The organism is Sulfitobacter rhodophyticola (assembly GCF_041281685.2).
Taxonomy (GTDB): domain Bacteria; phylum Pseudomonadota; class Alphaproteobacteria; order Rhodobacterales; family Rhodobacteraceae; genus Sulfitobacter.
The window spans coordinates 250,738-271,419 of record NZ_CP166251.2 but is presented as its reverse complement, the minus strand read 5'-3'; the positions used below and the strand labels follow the sequence as shown (position 1 = coordinate 271,419).

The window sequence follows — 20,682 nt, the reverse complement described above, 5'->3', positions numbered from 1 at the left end:
TCACTTGCCCCTTGAAATCAAAGACCTGACCCTTGCGCGGGGCGGTGTTCCGGTGCTGGCGGGTGTGTCGCTGTCGGTGAAACCGGGGCGCGCGCTGATCCTGCGGGGGCCGAACGGGTCGGGCAAGACGACGCTGTTGCGCACCATTGCAGGTTTGCAGCCGCCGCTTTTGGGCACCATCGACGGCGCGGAGGATCGCGTGGCTTATGCCGGGCACGCCGACGGGCTGAAGGCGATGCTGAGCGTGACGGAAAACCTGACCTTCTGGGCGGCAGTCTTTGGCAAGAGCGACATTAACGCCGCATTGGAAGCCTATGATTTACATGACCTAAAAGACCGTCTTGCGGGTACGCTGTCGGCGGGCCAGAAACGGCGGCTGGGGCTGGCGCGCTTGCTGGTCACGGGGCGTCCCGTCTGGGTGCTGGATGAACCGACGGTGTCGCTGGATGCCGCAGCGGTCGCGATGTTCGCCTCGGCGGTGCGCGGGCATCTCAAGGGGGGAGGGTCCGCGCTGATTGCCACGCATATCGATCTGGGGCTGGATGAGGCCGAGGTGCTGGACATCACGCCGTTCCGCGCGGATGAAGGCGCGCTGGTCGGTGCCAGTGACGAGGCGTTCCTGTGATCGCGCTGCTGCGCCGTGACCTTGCGCTGGCACTGCGCGCGGGCGGCGGGTTCGGGCTGGGGCTGGCGTTTTTCCTGATCGTGACGGTGCTGGTGCCCTTCGGCGTGGGACCACAGGCGGAATTGCTGGGCATTATCGCCCCCGGCATCTTGTGGATCGGGGCGCTGCTGGCCTGCCTGCTGTCGCTGGACCGTCTGCTGGCGCTTGATTACGAGGACGGCACGCTTGATCTGCTGGCCACGGCGCCGCTGCCGCTCGAAGCTGCACTCAGCATCAAGGCGCTGGCGCATTGGCTGACCACGGGGCTGCCGCTGGTGCTGGCCGCGCCGGTGCTGGGGGTTCTGCTGAACCTGCCGGGGCCGGGATTTGGCTGGCTTGTGGTATCTCTGGCGCTGGGCACGCCCGCGCTGTCGGTCATCGGCACCTTCGGTGCGGCGCTGACGGTGGGGATCAAACGCGGCGGCTTGCTTTTGTCGCTGCTGGTGCTGCCGCTTTATGTGCCGACGCTGATCTTCGGGGCGGAGGCGGCGCGGCGGGGTGCCTTGGGGCAGGATCCGTCCACATCACTGTTGCTGCTGGGCGGGATCACGTTGGCGACGATCGCGCTGATGCCCTTTGCAAGCGCTGCCGTACTGAGGATGGGCCTGCGGTGAAGCGTCGCTGGCATTTTTGTGCATTGAGCGTGGGCGGTTGGGAGATTAGATAACATCCATGTCGATCTGGAGCTATGCAAACCCGGTCAAGTTCCTTGGCCTGAGCGCAAAGGTACAGCCGTTCCTGTGGGCGGGCGCGGCCATCTGTGTGGTGGGCGGGCTGCTGTGGGGATTTTTCGGCACGCCGGATGATTTCCGCCAGGGCTCCACCGTCAAGATCATATATCTGCATGTGCCCTCAGCGCTGATGGCGATCAACGCGTGGTTCATGATGCTGGTCACCTCGCTGATCTGGCTGATCCGCCGCCATCACGTGAGCGCGCTGGCCGCGAAGGCCGCAGCCCCCGTGGGTATAGTAATGACGTTGATTGCGTTGGTGACGGGGGCGATCTGGGGTCAGCCAATGTGGGGGACATGGTGGGCCTGGGACCCGCGTCTGACCTCGTTCCTGATCCTGTTCCTCTTTTATCTGGGCTACATCGCGCTTTGGGAAGCGGTGGAGGACCCCGATACCGCCGCTGATCTGACGTCGATCCTGTGTCTGGTGGGATCGGTCTTTGCGGTGCTCAGCCGCTATGCGGTGCAATTCTGGAACCAGGGCCTGCATCAGGGCACATCAGTGCCGGTAGCCACGGGGGGGCGGACGGTGGCGGATGTGTTCTTCTATCCTCTGGTCACCTGCATGGTGGGGTTCGGGCTGCTGTTCGTGGCGCTGGTCCTGTACCGCACCGGCACTGAAATCCGCGTGCGCCGTGCGGCGGCCCTGCGCGCCAGGGCGCGGCGGACCGCATGATGCCGGAGCTTGGGAAATACGCGGTTGAAGTGGTCTCCGCCTATGCGGCGTCGCTTGCGTTGTTGGCGGTGCTGGTGTTGTGGACCTTGCGGCGCGGGCGCGCGGCACGTGCGGACCTGACCCGGGCAGAGCAGGAGCGTGGCGAGAATGGCTAGGATCCGCCCGATGATGCTGCTGCCGCCGCTGATCTTTGCGGGTTTCGTGATCATGGCAGGCGTTGGCATGTTCCGCGATGACCCCCAGGGATTGCCCTCCACGCTGGTGGGGCAGGCAGCGCCGGGGTTGCCGGACGGGGTGCTTGACGGTTTTCCCCCGGCCACGCCCGAGATGCTGGCCAGTGGGCAAGTCACGCTGGTGAACTTCTGGGCCAGCTGGTGCCCGCCGTGTCGCGCCGAACATCCCCGTCTGCTTGAGATGCAGGCCGAAGGGATCCCGATCATCGGCGTGAACTTCAAGGACCAGCAGGGGACAGCTGCGAAATACCTGACCGAAGATGACAACCCCTTTGTCGGCGTCGCCTTTGATCCACAGGGACGCACGGCGATTGACTGGGGCGTGACCGCACCGCCGGAGACGTTCATTCTGGACGGTCAGGGAAAGGTGCTTTTCCGGTTTGCCGGCCCGCTGGTCGGGTCGGATTATGAGCAGCGGTTCATGCCCGCGCTGAACGCGGCGCTGGGCCGGTAACCGCGGTCTGAGCAGCGCCGGACCAGCAGATGCCCGCGCCTGTTGCCAGCGATGGCGCAGCGGGATTTTTGGCCAAAAAGAGGAACGACGTGGTCGCCGTCAATCCGTGATGGCGACGGAATCCGCCGGGGTTTTCTGCGCGTCCGCATCAGAGGGGATCGCCCCATAGATGACGACAGCGACGAGGAAAAGAGCGGGAAGAAGAACTTTCATTGCCATAACAGGCCTCACTAAAACAACGCATCAACACTACAATTGTTAACCGTTAGCACGTTTATGGCCATTTGTCCGCTGAAAAGTGCCGTTGCGTCACCCCTTGCTGCTGAGGTGCCCAAAAAAAAGGCCCCCGCTGCGCAGTGCAGCAGGGGCCTTTGGATATTGTGGATGCCCGGCTTATTCGGCCGCGATGGCATCCTCTTTCGCTAGGTCACGCAACACGTAGTGCAGCACGCCGCCGTGTTCGATGTATTCAATCTCGATCGCGGTATCGATCCGGCATTTGATCATGATCTCCTTCACCGTGCCGTCGGCCATGGTGATGGTGCAGGGCACTTCCTGCAGCGGCTTGATGGTGTCGAGGCCGGAGATGGAGACCGTTTCCTCGCCCGTCAGACCCAGCGATTTGCGGCTGTCGCCTTTCGTGAACTCGAACGGGATCACACCCATGCCGACCAGGTTGGAGCGGTGGATACGCTCAAAACTTTCGGCGATGACGGCCTTGACGCCCAGAAGGGCGGTGCCCTTGGCGGCCCAGTCGCGCGAAGACCCCGCGCCGTATTGTTCGCCCCCGAAGATCACCAGCGGGGTGCCAGAGCCCTGATAGGCCATCGCGGCGTCGAAGATCGACGTCTGTTTGCCGTCCGGGCCCTTGGTGTAGCCACCTTCAACCCCGTCCAGCATCTCGTTCTTGATACGGATATTGGCGAAGGTGCCGCGCATCATCACCTCATGGTTGCCCCGGCGGGAACCGTAGGAGTTGAACTCCCGGACGGGCACCTGACGGTCCGTGAGGTATTGACCCGCAGGCGTGGTTTCCTTGAAGGAGCCCGCGGGAGAAATATGGTCGGTGGTGATCATGTCGCCCAGCACGGCGAGCACTTTTGCGCCCTCGATGTTGGTGATCACGCCCGGCTCGGGTGACATGCCCTGGAAGTAAGGTGGGTTCTGCACGTAGGTCGATTGCGGCGGCCAGTCGTAGGTCTTGGCATCCGTGGTTTCCACGTCCTGCCATTTCTCGTCACCCTTGAAGACGTCGGCGTATTTGGTCTGGAACGCCTCGCGCGTCACGGTCTGTTCGACCAGTTCGGCGACCTCCTGCGTGGTGGGCCAGATGTCCTTGAGGAAGACATCGTTGCCGTCCTTGTCCTGACCCAGCGGGTCCTTGGTCAGATCGACGTTCATGTCACCGGCCAAGGCATAGGCCACGACAAGGGGTGGGGAGGCGAGGTAGTTGGCGCGCACGTCGGGCGAAATCCGGCCTTCGAAGTTGCGGTTGCCTGACAGCACGGAGGTCGCGATGATGTCGCCTTCGTTGATTGCCTCGCTCAACTCCGCCTGAATGGGGCCGGAGTTGCCGATGCAGGTGGTGCAGCCGTAGCCGACAAGGTTGAAGCCGATGGCATCGAGGTCTTCCTGCAGGTTGGCGGCTTCCAGATAGGCGGAAACGACCTGCGAGCCGGGGGCGAGGGATGTCTTGACCCATGGCTTGCGGTTCAGACCCAGCGCACGCGCCTTGCGGGCCACGAGGCCCGCACCGATCATCACGTAAGGGTTGGAGGTATTGGTGCAGGAGGTGATCGAGGCAATCACGATGGTGCCGTCGTGGATCGTATAGTTCTCTCCCTTCACCTTGGCACGTTTGTGCTTGCCGATGTCGCCGGGGATGGTGCGCGGGGCGGGCTGGCCGCCTTCGCCGGTCCATTCGGCTTTCTCCTCCTGATCGGCGTCCCATTCAGGGCGCTGGCCGGTGATGTACTTGCCAAAGGTCTGTGCCGCAGCATCCAGTGCGACGTAATCCTGCGGGCGCTTGGGACCGGAGATCGCAGGCACGATGGTGCCCATGTCGAGGCTGAGGGTGTCGGTGTAGATGGGCGCGTAATCATCGCCGCGCCACATGCCATTCTCCTTGGCATAGGCTTCGACCAGCGCGATGCGGTCCTCGTCCCGGCCGGTGGTGCGCATATAGCGCAGGGTTTCGCCGTCGATGGGGAAGAAGCCACAGGTCGCGCCGTATTCGGGCGCCATGTTGGCAATGGTCGCACGGTCCGCCAGCGGCAGCGTATCAAGGCCTGCACCGTAGAATTCCACGAACTTGCCGACCACGCCTTTCTCGCGCAGCATCTCGACCACCTTCAGCACCAGATCGGTGCCGGTGGTGCCTTCCATCATCGCGCCTGTCAGCTCAAACCCAACAACTTCGGGAATCAGCATGGAAATCGGCTGCCCCAGCATCGCGGCTTCGGCTTCGATGCCCCCGACGCCCCAGCCCAGGACGGCCATGCCGTTGACCATGGTGGTATGCGAATCCGTGCCGACCAGCGTGTCGGGGTAGGCGACTTCTTCGCCGTTCTGGTCTTTGTCGGTCCAGACGGTCTGGGCGAGGTATTCAAGATTCACCTGATGGCAGATGCCGGTGCCGGGGGGCACCACGCGGAAGTTGTTGAACGCCTTCTGGCCCCACTTGAGGAAAGTATAGCGTTCCATGTTGCGTTCATATTCACGGTCGACGTTCATCTGGAAGGCGCGCGGGTTGCCGAATTCGTCGATCATCACCGAATGGTCGATGACGAGGTCCACAGGGTTCAGCGGGTTGATCTTTTCCGCGTCACCACCAAGGGCCACAAGGCCGTCGCGCATCGCGGCCAGATCGACCACCGCAGGCACACCGGTGAAATCCTGCATCAGCACGCGGGCCGGGCGGTAGGCAATCTCGCGCGGGTTCTTGCCACCCTTTGCGCCCCACTCGGCGAAGGCTTTGATGTCATCCACCGTCACGGTCTTGCCGTCTTCGAACCGCAGCATGTTTTCCAGCACCACTTTCAACGCGGCGGGCAGCCTGGAGAAATCGCCCAAGCCCGCCTGCTGTGCGGCTGGGATGGAGTAATAGGCGACCGACTGGCCATTGGCGGTGATTGTCTTGCGGGTATTGCTCGTGTCCTGACCGACTTGGATCGTCATGGTGGCTCCCTTCGGGGTGAGTGAGTACGGAGAATTGGGGTCTAGATGCCATTGTGAGAGGCGCGTTTCAACCACTATTCATGGGGTTTACGCATTTTTGTATACCATGGTGTACTGAAAATATCGATCATTTGTTGCATATCTCGCGGAAGTTTCAACAAACCTTGATTGGTTATTTCAATGCAAGGTCGCTAGATGCCATAGCACCAAGTGAAAAATCTGGAATCACATGAAACACTTTGTCCTCGCTTTTTTTGCCATGGCGCTTGCCTGGGCGCAGCCTGTTGTCGCGCAGGACAACCCCGTCGTGGTGGAGCTTTATACCTCGCAAGGGTGTTCGTCCTGTCCGGCAGCGGATGCGATCCTGCACGAGTTGGCGGATCGGGATGATGTGATCGCCCTCGCGCTTCATGTGGATTACTGGGACTACATCGGCTGGAAGGACCCATTCGCCAGCCCCGCGCATACCAAACGGCAGCGTGCCTATGCCGCGGCGGGCCAGCGGCGGACGATCTATACGCCGGAGATGATCGTGCAGGGCCAGACCGATATCGTTGGCGCCAAGCCCATGAAGTTGAGCGAGGCAATTGCCAAACACGCCCGCCAGGCATCCGCCGTGGCGCTTGAGCTGGAGCGGCGCGGGGACATGGTCCGTATTCAGGCGCGGGCGCTTGCGGATCCCGCCGAGCCGCTGACCGTGCACATGATGCGCTACACGCCAGAGCGGACAACACAGATCAAGCGCGGGGAGAACGCGGGCAAGACCCTGCGGTATGCCAATGTCGTCGAAGGCTGGCAGGTGCTGGGCACATGGGATGGCACCGCGCCCCTGTCGATCGATGCCCCGGCAGCGGGTGCGCTTCCGACGGTGGTGATCCTGCAGTCGGGCAAGGCGGGACCCATCCGCGCTGCGGCGCGGCTGCGCTAGACCCTCTGCTACGGCTCATGTGCGCGCCAGCGGCGGTGCACCCAGAACCATTGATCTGGATGCGCTTTGATCTGCGCGGCAAGACTGTCGGTCAGCGCCTGGGTCATCTGATGCGCGTCCGTATGCGGCACTGGCGCTTCAAGCAGGATATCAAAGGACAGGCCATCGGGCTGGCGGATGCCGTAGAACGGGATCAACAGCGCATCGTAGCGAAGCGCAAGTTCCGCGGCTGACAGCGCCGTGCGCGCAGGTTGGCCCAGAAAATCCATCACCGGTGCATAATGTACATGCTGATCGAACAGCAAAACCAGTTGCCCGCCATCCTTGAGGTGCCGGACAAAACCGGCGGTGCCGCGTCGCCCCTGGGGAAAGACCGGACCGCCGAAAGCCTCCATGGTCTTGACGTAGTGGGCGTTGAAATAGGGGTTCTTCATGTCGCGGTAGAGCCCGCCAATGTCATAGCCGCGCGCCACAAGTGCGGCGCGGGTGGCTTCGTAATTGCCAAAGTGCCCGGTCACAAGGATCACCGCCTGGCCCTTGGCCACGGCCTGTTCCAGCGCGGCAACGCCGGGTCCCTCCGGGGTCAGATGTTTCATGCGGTTGGGGAAATCCCGCGTTGAGTAATTCTCGATGAAGGTGCGACCGACGTTGTTCAGGCAGCGTGACGCGATGGCGGCGCGTCGGGCTGCGGGCATGTCGGGCCAGATCAGTTTCAGGTTTTCCAACGCGCGCCGCCGGTAGCCTGCGACCGGGCCAAGCACATGTTGCACCAGCGCCCCGACGTACCGGACCCGCAAACCGTAGGGCAACGCCCGCGCCAGCCCGATCACACCAACGATCAGCGCATTGGTCAGATAGTGGCCGAAGCGGCGCAGCAGCGGGGAAGGGGGCACATCAGAAGCGGACATAGACCATCGGTTGCAGTGTGGCCCAACTCATAGCCCGCGCGTCGGGGGCCAACAAGGGCAGTGCGGTCAAGTGTGTGCGGGGTGCAATGTTGCGCGGATGAGGGTAAGGGCGGGACGGGGCAGTCCGCCCGCGATACGGCTGACCGACAAAGGCGGGTTGCGGGCGAGGGCGGGACGGGGCAGTTCAAGCGCTGCCGCACACCATGCGCCCCACGACAGCGGCCGGTACTAACCCGTCGCCGCATCCAGTGCATGGGCGCGCAAGACCTCTAGCGGAACCACCTCCAACGCCCTTTGATGGGTCGCGGCAAGATGCACCTTCGGCGCGCAGCCTTCATCAGCCGCCTGCAGAAAGCGGCCCGCGCACAGACACCAGGGATCACCGGGTTGCAAACCGGCAAATCCAAAGGTCGGGTTCGGGGTGCTCAGGTCATTGCCGACGTACTTGGAGAACGCCAGAAACTCTGCCGTCATCACCGCGCAGACCGTATGGCTGCCCTGATCGGCATCGCAGGTGTTGCAATGGCCATCGCGAAAGAACCCGGTCACCGGATCCGTACCGCACAGAGCAAGCGGTTCTCCCAAGACATTGACGCTTTCATCGGCTTCCATTGGTCCTCACAATCCTGTCGCGATCTCTCTGAATATGGCGATATTGGCGTCGGCCACGCCTGCTTCGCGGAATTTGCGGTCAGCGGCATTGGTGGCAATCACCACACCGCGCCTCCTGTCGATATAGATATACTGCCCGTAAATGCCACGGGCCATGAATTCTCCCTCAGCCGCACCCACAGGGATCCACCATTGATAGCCATACCCGATCTTGCCTTCAGCCGTCGGGGCGCTTGGCATCGTGGACGCCTCGATCCAGTCTTCCGATACAATCTGCCGGCCCTGCCAATGGCCGCCCTGTGCGATCATCTGACCGAACCGGGCGTAATCCCGCGTGCTCAGGTTCAGGCCCCCCAGCACAAAGGCCGTGCCGACCCCGTCCGTCAGGTAATAGGGCGTATGTTCCAGCCCCAGGGGCGCGATCACCCGTTCGCTCAGCAGGTCGGCAATGGGTCGGCCCGTGGCACCACGCACCACCATGCCCACCACATGCGTGTCGATGGACACATATTGCCACTGCGTCCCCGGCGCTGCAAAGCTTTCGGTCAGGTCCGCGGCGAATGCGTCCATCTTGCCCCCCAGCGCCAGCACCCGGCCCATGCGATTGATGTCCGAACTCTGGTCCAGATAATCCTCGTCAAAGACCACCCCGCTGGACATTTGCAGCACGTCTCGCAATGACGCACCGTCATAGGCGCCGCCCTTGAGCATCGGCGCGTATTGCGTGACTGGCACATCGAGACTTTCAATCGTGCCATCCTCGATCAATTGGCCGACAAGGACGGAAAGGAAGCTTTTGGCCATGGACCAGCTGATGCGCAGATCATCGGCCCCCGTACCCTGATAATATTCTTCGAAGACGATCTGCCCGTCTTTGAGCACCACCAGCGCGGTCACATTGCGCGCCTTGACCCACGCATCCACGCTGGCAGGCAATTCCGTCTCCGCGCCGTAAGGCAGATCAACCGTGGGACCATCCCCGCGCGGCACCCCGGTCGACAGAAATGCCGCCCCCATGTTCGAAAAGTTGCCGACGATTTTTTCTTCAATGAACAACGTCCGCACGGCCCAAAGGCGCTTGATTTCTTCCTGCTTCCAGATGCCAACGGCACCGATGGCCAGCGCCAGAACGACGATCAGCCGCAAGGCCCATTTCAGAATACTGCGCATCATGATCCTTCAAAACTCCAGTCAATCCAGCGGCCATGGAAGTCGGCGCGCCCCAGCGTGACGGTGATGTCGCCGGGCCAAAGCCGCAGAACAAGTGCCGCGCCGATCTTGCCGGTGGTATCCCCGTCACTTTCCATCGAAAGCCACGCCAGCGGGCGATTTGCGGTCGCCTGTGCGCCCACGGCCTCGATCAGGGCGCGGCCTTTGGCGCGGGCTGCCGCCGGGAAATACTGCCATGCTACCGTGTGCTGGATCAGGTGCAGATGCCCCTCCGGCGCGCTGTGCAGGCGGGGGCCCAGCCAGTCGATCGCATCGGCCTTCACGACTGCGCCCTGCGCAATCGAAGTTGCCGCCCGCGTCATCGTCAACCGCTCGGGTTGATCGGGCCACAGATAGGAAATCAGCCGCAGCTGGTCTTCTCCGTCCTTCGGGTTGAGCGGGTTCAGATCCACGCCTGCGCGTTCCGCGATCACCGGGGCGTTCTGCGGGGGCAGGGGGCCTTTCCACTTCGGAGAAAGGATCACGGCAGGCACATCCGGTCCAAAGCGCAATCCGTCGATTTCCAGCGCGTAATGATCCCACATCAGGTTCAGACCACCGCTTGCGCCAAGCTCGCTCAGCCAGATCGGCAGTTCGAAGGCGGCTGTCGCCACCCGTGCCCCGGCAATCAGCGCGGCGGAGCGGCGCACCTCGTTGGTTTGGGGCGGGCTGTCGGTCCAGTCCAGCAAGAACGCCTCGTGCGCGGCAAGCGCGTCGCGCACGCCAGTCCTCAGGTCGGCATCCGCTACCTTGGCTGGGGGATAAAGCGCGGCCAGCCCCGGTGCCGCGTTCGACAGGACCAGCGCGTGCAAACCGCCCGCGATGCGCAAGGGCAAGGAATGGCCTGCAGGCCCGATATCACCTTCGAAGGCGGCAAATTTCTGCCCCAGTGCGCTGTCGTGCGGCCAGTCTTCGGCCAAAACACCCAGCAATTGCCCCATAAAGGGAGACTCCATGCGGCTGCAGGTCTCTGCCTGTGCGCGAAATGCGTCGCTCAGGTTCATCGAAACTTCGCCACGAGCCGCTGCAAGGCCGACTTGCTTTCCTCCGGGACGGGTTCTGGCGGCGGTGCTTCGGTCTTCGCCTTTGATGCGCCGCCCTTGGTGCCGGTCCCGGACCGGGGCGGTGAAACCCGCAGCGCCACGGCGTTGAGGAACTTCGCCGTGTCCCCCTTTACCAGTTCTGCCATCCCGTCGCTGATCCCGCGCAGGACATCGTCCAGCCACGCCTCATCCGCCTTGGGGAAATCGCGCAGGACATAGCCGGGCACCGCGTCCTTGTGGCCTGGATGCCCGACACCCAGCCGCACCCGGTCATACTCCGGGCCGATATGCGCATGCAGGGATCGCAACCCATTGTGCCCCGCATGCCCGCCGCCGCTTTTGCATTTGACCTTGCCGGGGGCGAGGTCGATCTCATCATGGAAGACGATCACATCCGTCGGCTCCAGCTTGTAGAACCGCATCGCCGCCTGCACCGATTGGCCAGAGTTGTTCATGTACGTCTCGGGCTTGAGCAACACCGCCCGGTCCGAGCCAAAGCGGCCTTCGCTGACGCTGCCCTGATGCTTGCCCTTCCACGGGGCAAAGCCATGATCCGCCGCGATCCGGTCCAGCGCCATGAACCCGATGTTATGCCGGTGGCGCGCGTACTTCGCGCCCGGATTGCCAAGGCCAACGATCAGTTTCATGCGGTCTCCCTTTTCGCTTGGTGCAGTGTAGCGAGCGCGAGGGAGGAGGGAAATGCGGATTGTGTGGGTGCCGGGGAATTGCCGATGAAGAACGAACCATTCGCGATGACGGATTGTTAATCTCTGAATGCGACCAAAGGGGCAGGTCAGCATCCGGAAACCCATGGCAGATAACGTCAATCTTTCAGCGATCTATCTTGGCAGTTTCGCCGACATCGACACGGACGAAGGGAACAGCACACCTGAATCCCCCAACAGCTTGCTGGGCACCTATGGAAGCCCGGCAAATCCGCTTTCCCAGGACCGCACCATCATCGATTCCGACAGCACGGATGATTTCATCAACGTCGATCATGCGGGTGGCGGCGGCACGTTCAGCTATGACGTCGGTGGCGGGCCAACGACGCAAGTCATCGACACCATGCTGGCCTACAGCGGGTCCGTCACCTTTGCCGATGGATCAACGCAGGCGTTTTCGGACCTGATCATCACCCAGATGCAGAACGGCGATGTTTTTCTGGCCGCCCATGACAGCGAAACCGATCTTGCGTCCCAGCCGATTGATAGCATCACCCTTTCAACCGCGAAACCGGGCGTCTATTCGGCCCTGATGCAATCGGCCTTCGACGATGTTCAATTCGTCTGCTACGCGGCTGGCACGTTGATCACCACGGGCGGCGGAGAGGATGTCAAAGTTGAAGACCTGCGCGTGGGCGATATGCTGTTTACGGCGGATCATGGGCCGCGGCCCATCCGCTGGATCGGCCAGCGGCGGCTTTGCTTTGGGGACAGGCCCCACAAGCAGAAACCGATCGAGATCAAGGCGGGGCGTCTGGGCGGTGGGTTGCCTCGTCGCAGGCTTATCGTCTCACCGCAGCACCGGCTGGTGATCGGCGGCCCGCTGGTTCAGGATTTGGTCAACGAGCGGGAAGCGTTTGTCTCCGCCAAGGGATTGACGGGGCTGGATGGTATTCGGGTGATGCAGGGCAAGCGCGATGTCACCTACTACAGTCTGCTGTGTGACCGTCACGAGGTCATCCGTGCCGAAGGGGCGTGGTCGGAAACTTTCTATCCCGGTGTCACCGGCCTGAAGATGGTCGGCCCCGCCATGCGACGACAGATCGAATCGCTGTTTCCGGCGCTGCGGCAGCATGGCGCAACGGGATACGGGCCCCGTGCGCGCCGCCAATTGAACAAGGCGGAGGCGACGCGTTTGGTGTCAACGCTGCAAGGGCGCAACACCGCATGCCTGCGATGAGAGGCGGATCTGGCGGCCGATGCCGTGCCCGCCTGTACCGAGCCCGCGCTGTCTGACGTTCGCGCGCGTGCCGCGGGCTAGCATGACATCAGCCCAATTGGGCATCGTCGATATGGATCCAATCCACAACGACAACGTCTTGTGGCGATGAAAAGGTTGCTTATTTCGGAGGGACATCCGGAAACCCAAATGCAGGAGAGTGCAGACCAGTGAAGAACATTGTTGTGGCGAGCGATTTGTCCGAACGGTCCGAACCAGCTGTGCAGCGTGCCATCAATCTGGCGGCCGCCAGCGGGGCGCGGCTGACTGTGGTGCATGTTGTTGACGATTCCATGCCGTCAGGCCTGTCAGATCAGTTATTGGCCGGAGCAAACGCATTGCTGTCCGATCAGGTTGCACAGGAAATGGAAGGCAGCGATGTCACCACAGATATCAAAGTCGTCACCGGTGACGTCTTTGAAGCGGTGAACGAGGTTGTTGATCAAACCAACGCCGATCTTCTGGTCGTTGGTATCCACCGCCGCCGCAAATTTTTTGACCAAGTACGTGAAACCACGGTGGAACACATTATCCGATCCAGCAGCGTCCCGGTTCTGCTTGCGATGGCACCCGGAAATGATCCCTATGTACGGGTACTAGGTGGCGTGGATCTGTCCAAAGTTTGTGCAGCAACCCTGCATAAGATCGGGATGGTCGCACCAAAAGCGGAACTGAACCTCTTCCACGCCCACGAAATCTCGTTTCGCAAGGAAGCAGAGCGGGATTATGAAACCTGGCAGGCCATGCATGTCTTACCGGAAAATCTGCCGCCTCCAACCTTTGTCGAAGGCACTGCGGTGGATGCATTGCATGAGTTGATGGATGGCAAGAGCTTTGATCTGCTTGCAATTGGTGCGCATACACGCTCAAACGCGGGCCGTTACATTCTTGGCAGTTTGTCTGCGGGTCTCATCCGCAATCCGCCCTGCGATCTAATGCTGGCAAAATGACGAAATCCGGCCGGTCGTATCCTCTACTGCTCCCCCGGACAAAAAAAGGGCCGCGCCATGCGCAGCCCTTCCCACATCGCCATGCGGCTGATGATTATTCTTCTTCACCGTCTGGTGGGCCCATCTCGGTTGTGGGGACCTCATCTGCGGCTGTCTCTTCGCCGTCCTCGTCCTCGTCATCGGACTGGGAAGCCAAGGCGGATGGTGCGGAGACCTGTGCGATCACGAAGTCACGGTCGATCGTTGGCTTGGCACCTTCAGGCAGGCTCACGTCTGAAATGGTCAGGTTGTCGCCAATCTCCAGGGCGGAGATGTCGATGACCAGGCTTTCAGGAATATCTGCCGCCGTCACGATCAGTTCGACTTCCGGGCGGACCAGCGTCAGAACGCCACCTTTTTTCAGGCCAGGACATTCTTCTTCGCCGGTGACTTCGACGTTGATGAACAGGTTGATCTTCGTGGTACGCTTCAGGCGCATGAAATCCACGTGTGTGGGCAGGTCCTTGACCACGTGGCGCTGCACGTCGCGGCAGATGACGCGCACGTCGTCATGACCTTCGACCTTCATGTTGAACAGGGTGGACTTGAACCGGCCCTTGCGCAGCATTGTCAGCAGTTTGTTGAACGGGATGTTGATGGGAAGCGGATCATTGTCGCCTCCGAACACAATCCCCGGTACCATGCCATCGCGGCGTGCCTGACGAGCGGCGCCCTTGCCTGTCCCCGTCCGTACCTGGGCTTCAAGATCTGGAATCTCTCCGGCCATTTTAGTCTCCAATTGGTTAGGGCGGGACGCCTCCAAGGCTGTCGTCCCGCTTTTTGCGGGCGCCCATAAAGAGTCGTCCCGCGTGAAGCGCTTCCTCTATACAGGTTTGGGTCATGTGAAAAGGGGGATTCTGCACCCGCAGCGCGGGCACGCCCGTCGCCGCGTGAAACGCCCTGCGCGGGGTCAGGGCAGCGGGGTGTGCAGATGCCCTTTGGTCGCGACGACAGCTTCGTAAAGCGCGAATTCTGCCGCGCGGGCTTGGCGCAACCGCTGCTCTGCCTGATTGCTCAGATCGGTCCGCACCGGCGGAGAGACGTTCTTGGCCTTGAACTTCAACCCCTTGCCCAGCCGGTCCGCCATGAATGTGCGGAATGCAGGCTGGCTTTCGTAGGCAAAGATGTGGTCGACCATGACCTTGCCGTCGCCGTTGGTCATGAACGAGAATTGACTGCCAATCTGCGCACGGGGCGGGGGATCATCGTCGATGACCTCCATCACGAATTGCTCGAAACTGAGCCCTGCCGTGCTGAGCGGGGAGCCTTCCAGCCGATCCGAACTGCGATAGCGAAACCAGCTTGCGATCTGGTCGACGGGGTCGCGCATCACCGCCACCCCCTCAAGCTGCACGCCAAAGGTGTTTTCCACGAACGGCACCACCTTGCGGCGGAACCGCATGGCAGGCGTGTGTTTCCGGCTGCCGCGAAAGATGATCTCCGCCTGCGATTTCAACGCGGTCTCAACGGCGGTTGTGCCGGTTTTCGGGGTCGCCAGAAAGGCCAGCCTGGACGGAAGGAAGATCAGCATGGCGCGTTTATGCCCCGCCCTGTCGGCCTTGTCAGTACCAAATCATCCAGCGCCCGCGCCCGGCCTCAGGCCTGCCAGTCGCCGCTGAAATCCTTGGGCACAAGCAGGTTGTGCCGCCCCAGATCTGCGACGTTGGTCTCACCACACAGGGCCATCGTGGTGTCGAGTTCCTTGTGGATCACCTCCAGCGCGGTTTTCACGCCTTTCTGACCCATCGCGCCCAGGCCATAGACAAACGCCCGCCCGATATACGTGCCCTTGGCCCCCATCGCGAGCGCCTTCAATACGTCCTGCCCGGACCGGATCCCGCTGTCGATATGGACTTCTACCTTGTCACCGACTGCATCCAGAATGGCAGGCAACGACGCAATGGAGCTGAGCGCCCCGTCCAACTGCCGCCCGCCGTGGTTCGACACGACGATGGCATCTGCGCCGACTTTCAGCGCCATCTTGGCGTCCTCGGCATCCAGAATGCCCTTCAGGATCACCTTGCCGCCCCATTGTTCTTTCAACTTGGCAATCTTGGCCCAGTCGAGCGCGGGGTCGAACTGCTCCGCTGTCCAGGCCCCCAGTGATGACGCGTCGGAGACCCCGTGAACATGGCCCACGATATTCCCGAATTCGCGCCGCTTGGCCCCCAGCATCTCAAGGCCCCAGGCCCATTTCGTTGCCAGATTTGCCATGGTTTTGACGGTCAGTTTCGGCGGGGCGGACAACCCGTTCTTGAGATCCTTGTGCCGCTGCCCGAGGATCTGCAGATCCAGCGTGATCACCAGCGCGGAGCAATTTGCGTCCTTTGCGCGCTGGATCAGGCGGCTGATATAATCGTCGTCCTTCATCGTATAGAGCTGAAACCAGAAAGGCGCCTTGGTCGCCTGGGCCACGTCCTCGATAGAATTGATCGACATCGTGGACAGGGTGAAGGGTACGCCAAAATCCCGTGCCGCGCGGGCCGCCTTGATCTCTCCGTCGGCGTGCTGCATGCCCGTAAGCCCCACGGGGGCCAGCGCCACGGGCATCGCGACATCTTCCCCAATCATCTGGCTTGCAGTGCTGCGGCCGGTCATGTCCACCGCCACCCGCTGCCGCAGGCGCAGCTTTTCGAAATCGGATGTGTTTTCGCGGAAGGTCTGTTCCGTCCAGCTGCCGGATTCGCAGTAATCATAGAACATGCGCGGCACACGACGTTCGTAGATGCGTTTGAGATCGTCGATGGTGGTAATGACGGGCATTGGCGCGCCTTTCCTCTTTTGGTAAATTTTTCTTACCAATAACCGATTTTTCAGTCAATTGCGGATTAAGGCTTGATTGGTACGATATCGCACCGTATATAGTTCAATATCGCACCATATGATACACAACAAAGGAGAATGACATGACCCTGTCCCGACGCAAAACGTTGGCACTGATCGGTGGGGGCACCGTGTTTGCCGCCAGCGCAGCCGCTGCAGGTTTTCTGACAACGCGCACGCCGCAGGTGGCGCAGCGTCCGTGGGAACTGGCCGGCACCTATGCCGATCCGCGCCTGAACGCGCTCAGTTTTGCGCTGTTGGCTCCGAACCCTCATAACCTGCAACCTTGGCAGGTCGCGCTGGAGGGGGAAGACGCCCTGACACTGCACCACGATCCGACCCGCCGTCTGCCGGAGACCGATCCGTTCGATCGCCAGATCATGATCGGAATGGGGTGTTTTCTGGAACAAATGGTGCTGGCTGCGGGGGCAGGGGGGCATTCCGTTGACCTGACGCTGTTCCCCGATGGCGAAGGCGGCCCGGTTGCCCATGCGATCTTCCGGACCGGGGCCACGCCCGATCCGTTGGCCGCACAAATCATGGATCGCCGATCTTGCAAGGAGCCCTTTGAAGACCGCCCGGTCCCCTCTGCGCTTGCCAATGAACTGGAGAGCTTTGCCGATATCTACACCGATGCCCCCACCGTTGAAACGCTCAAGACGCTGGCCTGGGAAGCCATGGAGGTCGAATTCTTCACCCATCGCACCATGCAGGAAAGCGTCGATCTGATGCGCTTTGGCAAGGCAGAGATCAACGCGAACCCTGATGGCATCGATCTGGGTGGACCGTTTCTTGAAACCCTCATGCTTGCCGGTGTGCTAAGTCGTGAGGTGCAGAACGATCCTGAAAGCAGTGGCTTCAAACAGGGTGTGGAACTCTACCGCACAATGCTGCACGCGACCCCGGCCTATGCGGTATTGACGACACCGACCAACACCCGCGCCGATCAGGTCGATGCCGGTCGCCGCTGGTTGCGGCTTAACCTTGCGACCACGGCCAAAGGGTTGGCCCTGCACCCGGTCAGTCAGGCCTTGCAGGAATACCCCGAGATGGCCCCGCATTATGCCAGTGCGCACGCCTTGCTTGCACCCGCCGAACATACAGTTCAAATGCTGGGAAGGCTGGGCTATGGTCCGTCGACCCCGCGCACCCCGCGCTGGCCGTTGGAAAGAAAATTGATCAATGCCTGAGCCCGATGTCCGAACCCTGTTCGCCCTGTTCCGGGAAATCGGCATCATCGAACAACTGGCCCGCGCCCGTCTTGAGGCGCGGCTGCCCGAGGGGTTGATTGCGCCGCATTATGCGGTTCTCAGTCATCTGAATGTGCGGGGTGACGGCGCGGTGCCCATCGACATGGCCCGCGCGTTCCAGGTGCCCAAAACGTCGATGACCCACACGCTGAAAGGCCTCGAAAAGGGCGGCTATATCGAGATCAGACCGAACCCCGCCGATGGCCGCTCCAAAACGGTGTGGATGACCGAAAAGGGCAAGGCGCTTTTTGAACAGACGCTTACCACGCTCGCCCCCGACATGATGATGCTGATTGAGCAGCTCGACGCCGATAAGCTGATCGGGATCCTACCCGTCCTGACGGACCTGCGTACCGTCATGGACGCTGCACGTGATCCGTGAGGATCACGCCGAATGCGCCCCATCCGCCAATGAACCGACAAATTTCAGCACGTCCTTAACGGCATCCCCCTTGCCAATCCGCGACACGATCGCGGAGCCGACCACAACGCCGTCTGCGACAGATGCGATGGCGCGGGCCTTTTCAGGTGTGTTCACACCAAAGCCCACGACCACCGGCAGACCTGATGCGGCCTGGATGCGCGTCACCTCCGGCGCCACATCGCCTGCGTCCGCTTCGGCCGACCCGGTGATCCCGGTGATGGACACGTAATAGACAAAGCCCGAGGTGTTGCGCGCCACCGCGGGCAGGCGCGCATCATCCGTCGTGGGGGTCGCCAGCCGGATGAAATTCAAACCCGCCGCCTGCGCGGGGATGCACAACTCCGCGTCCTCTTCGGGAGGCAGGTCCACGATGATCAACCCGTCCACACCCGCCTCTGACGCGGCCTTGAGAAAGGTATCAACCCCCATCGAATAGATCGGGTTGTAATACCCCATCAGCACGATCGGCGTCTCGTTATCCTTTTCGCGGAACGCCCGCGCCAGATCGAGCGTCTTTTTGAGTGTCATCCCGCCTTCCAGCGCCCGCTGGCCCGCCAATTGGATCGTCGGCCCATCCGCCATCGGATCGGTGAAGGGCAGACCCAGTTCGATGATATCCACACCTGCGCCCGGAAGGCCCCGCACCAGTTCCAGTGACGTGTCATACGCCGGATCCCCGGCCATCACATAGGCCACGAAGGCCTTGCGCCCTTCGGCTTTCAGCTTTGCAAATTTGTCGTCGATACGGGTCATGGGCGCCATCCTTCTGTCTTGAGACCCCCATGCACCATTCGGGCGGGCAGAATCAATGGGGCGTGTGTTCCATCCACCAGACATATCCACGACAGATGTTGAGTTGCCCGCCCGCTTGTGGCAGGTGCACCGCAACATCATCCACACCGACGCGAGGCGGAGACATCATGGGTTTCAAAATGGGCATCGTGGGCCTGCCGAACGTGGGCAAATCCACCCTTTTCAACGCGCTTACCCGCACCGCTGCCGCGCAGGCCGCGAACTTTCCCTTCTGCACGATCGAACCCAACGTGGGCGAGGTCGCCGTGCCCGACGACCGGCTCGACAAACTTGCCGCGATTGCCGCATCGAAATCGATCATCCCCACGCGCATGACCTTCGTGGACATCGCCGGGCTGGTGAAAGGGGCCAGCAAGGGCGAGGGCCTTGGCAACCAATTCCTCGCCAACATCCGCGAAGTCGACGCGATTGCCCATGTGCTGCGCTGTTTCGAGGATGGAGACGTGACCCACGTCGAAGGCCGTGTGGACCCGGTGGCGGATGCGGAAACCATTGATACCGAACTGATGCTGGCTGACATCGAAAGCATTGAAAAGCGGCTGCAGAACATCGTCCGCAAGGTGCGCGGCGGCGACAAGGAAGCCGTGCAACAGGAACGCCTGATGAAGTTGGCCCTTGAGGCGTTGGAAGCAGGCCAACCCGCCCGCGTGGTCGAGGTCGACGCTGAGGACGCGAAAGCCTGGCGTATGCTGCAGTTGCTCACGACCAAACCGGTATTGTATGTCTGCAACGTCGGTGAAGCAGAAGCTGCGGAGGGCAACGCGTTTTCGGCCAAGGTGGCCGACATGGCCGCCGCCCAGGGCAACGCCCACGTCATCATCTCCGCCCAGATCGAGGAAGAGATCAGCCAGCTGGAGGCGGATGAGGCCCAGATGTTCCTGTCTGAAATGGGCCTCGACGAACCGGGCCTCGACCGGCTGATCCGCGCAGGCTATGACCTGCTGCACCTTGAGACCTATTTCACCGTCGGTCCGAAGGAGGCCCGCGCGTGGACGATCAAGACGGGCACCTCCGCGCCCAAAGCGGCGGGTGTCATCCATGGTGATTTCGAAAAGGGTTTCATCCGGGCCGAAACGATTGCCTATGATGATTTCGTTTCACTGGGCGGCGAGGGGCCTGCGAAGGAAGCAGGCAAGATGCGGGCAGAGGGCAAGGGATACGTCGTCAAGGATGGCGATGTGCTGCATTTCCTGTTCAATACCTGACAGAATTACCCATCTGCCATCGCGCCGCTGACGCAGAGGGCGATGGCAGGCACCGTTATTGCTGCGTCCGAGCGTCGGCCCGTCAATGCGGAAAGCGACAAGGTTGGGCCCGGCAGCACGTGATCAGCAGCCGCCAATCACCGGCTGTCGTTGTTCGGACCTACCCCCAGCGGGTTGCTGTAGGCGTACTTGGGCTTGCGCTTGGCCGCGTTGCGGGTCGATATCCGCGGCTGTACATCGGCCCTGGTGCGCGGTGTGGTGAGAGCCTTGTCCGTCAGATAGCCAGCCGTTGCATCGATGCGCAGATCCTGCGTGCCGCCCGAAGTTCCGGCAATGGCCGAGGACGCAAGACCTGCGGCGATGACTGTGGTGAGCAGAAGTTTCATGGCTTTTCCTTTCTTTGAAAAGGGTGCGTGCAACACCCCGGGTAGTGGTAAGACCAAGATGGGCGCGCGCGTGAACACACTCAACGCACGTCTTTTCACCTGACTGTGTTGGTTCGAAACACTTGGGCTCCAGCACGGGGCAAAAGGTCAACCTCAGGTGATTTGGGCTGTTCTTTCAGATAGATGCGGGAGGGGGTGACGCAGGACGGCACC

Annotated in this window: 22 protein-coding genes; 11 read left to right on the top strand and 11 right to left on the bottom strand. The window is 61.6% G+C overall.

The genetic code is table 11. The features are described from left to right. The first annotated feature begins 4 nt into the window (after positions 1–4). The 5 genes from ccmA to AB4X18_RS02350 are packed head-to-tail and all read left to right on the top strand — an operon-like array spanning position 5 to position 2,758. Positions 5–625: a heme ABC exporter ATP-binding protein CcmA gene (gene ccmA, locus AB4X18_RS02370; protein WP_432817051.1), complete on the top strand. Its 621-nt coding sequence runs from the start codon at positions 5–7 to the stop codon at positions 623–625. Then, positions 622–1,278, top strand: a complete 657-nt coding sequence (gene ccmB, locus AB4X18_RS02365; RefSeq protein ID WP_370402099.1) for a heme exporter protein CcmB — start codon at positions 622–624, stop codon at positions 1,276–1,278. The genes ccmA and ccmB overlap by 4 nt, the downstream gene beginning before the upstream one ends. 58 nt (positions 1,279–1,336) lie before the next feature. Next, positions 1,337–2,071, top strand: a complete 735-nt coding sequence (locus tag AB4X18_RS02360; protein ID WP_432817050.1) for a heme ABC transporter permease — start codon at positions 1,337–1,339, stop codon at positions 2,069–2,071. Beyond that, positions 2,068–2,226, top strand: coding sequence for a heme exporter protein CcmD (gene ccmD, locus AB4X18_RS02355; protein ID WP_432817049.1), 159 nt, complete (start codon positions 2,068–2,070; stop codon positions 2,224–2,226). Before AB4X18_RS02360 ends, ccmD begins: the two co-directional genes overlap by 4 nt. Next, positions 2,219–2,758 carry a DsbE family thiol:disulfide interchange protein gene (locus AB4X18_RS02350; RefSeq protein ID WP_370402098.1) on the top strand — a complete coding sequence of 180 codons (540 nt, stop codon included), beginning with the start codon at positions 2,219–2,221 and terminating at the stop codon, positions 2,756–2,758. Before ccmD ends, AB4X18_RS02350 begins: the two co-directional genes overlap by 8 nt. Positions 2,759–3,151: 393 nt before the next feature. On the opposite strand, the gene acnA is transcribed toward AB4X18_RS02350, so the two are convergent. Continuing rightward, positions 3,152–5,935, bottom strand: a complete 2,784-nt coding sequence (acnA, locus tag AB4X18_RS02345) for an aconitate hydratase AcnA (protein WP_370402097.1) — start codon at positions 5,933–5,935, stop codon at positions 3,152–3,154. Between the two features lie 229 nt (positions 5,936–6,164). Between acnA and AB4X18_RS02340 the strand changes: the two genes are divergently transcribed. Next, positions 6,165–6,863, top strand: a complete 699-nt coding sequence (locus tag AB4X18_RS02340) for a DUF1223 domain-containing protein (RefSeq protein WP_370402096.1) — start codon at positions 6,165–6,167, stop codon at positions 6,861–6,863. A gap of 8 nt (positions 6,864–6,871) precedes the next feature. Here AB4X18_RS02340 and AB4X18_RS02335 read toward each other — a convergent pair whose 3' ends face one another. The 5 genes from AB4X18_RS02335 to pth form a co-directional block, all read right to left on the bottom strand. Next, positions 6,872–7,771 (bottom strand): lysophospholipid acyltransferase family protein, encoded by a 900-nt coding sequence (locus AB4X18_RS02335; protein ID WP_370402095.1) that lies wholly within the window; start codon positions 7,769–7,771, stop codon positions 6,872–6,874. 228 nt (positions 7,772–7,999) lie between these two features. Next, the gene (locus AB4X18_RS02330) at positions 8,000–8,383 is read right to left on the bottom strand and encodes a DUF2237 family protein (RefSeq protein ID WP_370402094.1); all 384 of its coding nucleotides are present in this window, start codon (positions 8,381–8,383) and stop codon (positions 8,000–8,002) included. A 6-nt stretch (positions 8,384–8,389) separates the two neighbouring features. Next, positions 8,390–9,553: a serine hydrolase domain-containing protein gene (locus AB4X18_RS02325; protein ID WP_432817402.1), complete on the bottom strand. Its 1,164-nt coding sequence runs from the start codon at positions 9,551–9,553 to the stop codon at positions 8,390–8,392. After that, positions 9,553–10,596 carry a DUF2332 domain-containing protein gene (locus AB4X18_RS02320; protein ID WP_370402093.1) on the bottom strand — a complete coding sequence of 348 codons (1,044 nt, stop codon included), beginning with the start codon at positions 10,594–10,596 and terminating at the stop codon, positions 9,553–9,555. Before AB4X18_RS02320 ends, AB4X18_RS02325 begins: the two co-directional genes overlap by 1 nt. Next, positions 10,593–11,282: an aminoacyl-tRNA hydrolase gene (pth, locus tag AB4X18_RS02315; protein WP_370402092.1), complete on the bottom strand. Its 690-nt coding sequence runs from the start codon at positions 11,280–11,282 to the stop codon at positions 10,593–10,595. The genes AB4X18_RS02320 and pth overlap by 4 nt, the downstream gene beginning before the upstream one ends. A 163-nt stretch (positions 11,283–11,445) precedes the next feature. On the opposite strand from pth, the gene AB4X18_RS02310 reads away from it, so the two are divergent. Together AB4X18_RS02310 and AB4X18_RS02305 are read left to right on the top strand one after the other, a co-directional pair. Next, a complete protein-coding gene (locus AB4X18_RS02310) occupies positions 11,446–12,540 on the top strand; it encodes a Hint domain-containing protein (RefSeq protein WP_370402091.1) in 1,095 nt (364 codons plus the stop codon). 209 nt (positions 12,541–12,749) lie between these two features. Continuing rightward, a complete protein-coding gene (locus tag AB4X18_RS02305) occupies positions 12,750–13,529 on the top strand; it encodes a universal stress protein (RefSeq protein ID WP_370402090.1) in 780 nt (259 codons plus the stop codon). A gap of 94 nt (positions 13,530–13,623) precedes the next feature. Here the strand turns inward: AB4X18_RS02305 and AB4X18_RS02300 are convergent, their stop codons facing one another. From AB4X18_RS02300 to AB4X18_RS02290, 3 genes are all read right to left on the bottom strand, one after another. After that, positions 13,624–14,295, bottom strand: coding sequence for a 50S ribosomal protein L25/general stress protein Ctc (locus AB4X18_RS02300; protein WP_370402562.1), 672 nt, complete (start codon positions 14,293–14,295; stop codon positions 13,624–13,626). 183 nt (positions 14,296–14,478) lie between these two features. Continuing rightward, positions 14,479–15,099: a hypothetical protein gene (locus AB4X18_RS02295; RefSeq protein ID WP_370402089.1), complete on the bottom strand. Its 621-nt coding sequence runs from the start codon at positions 15,097–15,099 to the stop codon at positions 14,479–14,481. 65 nt (positions 15,100–15,164) lie between these two features. Beyond that, a complete protein-coding gene (locus AB4X18_RS02290; RefSeq protein WP_370402088.1) occupies positions 15,165–16,331 on the bottom strand; it encodes an alpha-hydroxy acid oxidase in 1,167 nt (388 codons plus the stop codon). 143 nt (positions 16,332–16,474) lie between these two features. Here AB4X18_RS02290 and AB4X18_RS02285 point away from each other — a divergent pair, with 143 nt between their 5' ends. Next, the gene (locus AB4X18_RS02285; protein WP_432817048.1) at positions 16,475–17,581 is read left to right on the top strand and encodes an Acg family FMN-binding oxidoreductase; all 1,107 of its coding nucleotides are present in this window, start codon (positions 16,475–16,477) and stop codon (positions 17,579–17,581) included. Continuing rightward, positions 17,574–18,023 carry a MarR family winged helix-turn-helix transcriptional regulator gene (locus tag AB4X18_RS02280; protein ID WP_370402085.1) on the top strand — a complete coding sequence of 150 codons (450 nt, stop codon included), beginning with the start codon at positions 17,574–17,576 and terminating at the stop codon, positions 18,021–18,023. The genes AB4X18_RS02285 and AB4X18_RS02280 overlap by 8 nt, the downstream gene beginning before the upstream one ends. 3 nt (positions 18,024–18,026) lie before the next feature. Here AB4X18_RS02280 and trpA read toward each other — a convergent pair whose 3' ends face one another. Beyond that, positions 18,027–18,818, bottom strand: coding sequence for a tryptophan synthase subunit alpha (gene trpA, locus AB4X18_RS02275; RefSeq protein ID WP_370402084.1), 792 nt, complete (start codon positions 18,816–18,818; stop codon positions 18,027–18,029). Positions 18,819–18,985: 167 nt separating this feature from the next. Between trpA and ychF the strand changes: the two genes are divergently transcribed. Then, positions 18,986–20,083: a redox-regulated ATPase YchF gene (ychF, locus tag AB4X18_RS02270; protein WP_370402083.1), complete on the top strand. Its 1,098-nt coding sequence runs from the start codon at positions 18,986–18,988 to the stop codon at positions 20,081–20,083. A gap of 137 nt (positions 20,084–20,220) precedes the next feature. On the opposite strand, the gene AB4X18_RS02265 is transcribed toward ychF, so the two are convergent. Further along, positions 20,221–20,469 carry a hypothetical protein gene (locus tag AB4X18_RS02265; protein WP_370402082.1) on the bottom strand — a complete coding sequence of 83 codons (249 nt, stop codon included), beginning with the start codon at positions 20,467–20,469 and terminating at the stop codon, positions 20,221–20,223. Between the last annotated feature and the right edge of the window lie 213 nt (positions 20,470–20,682).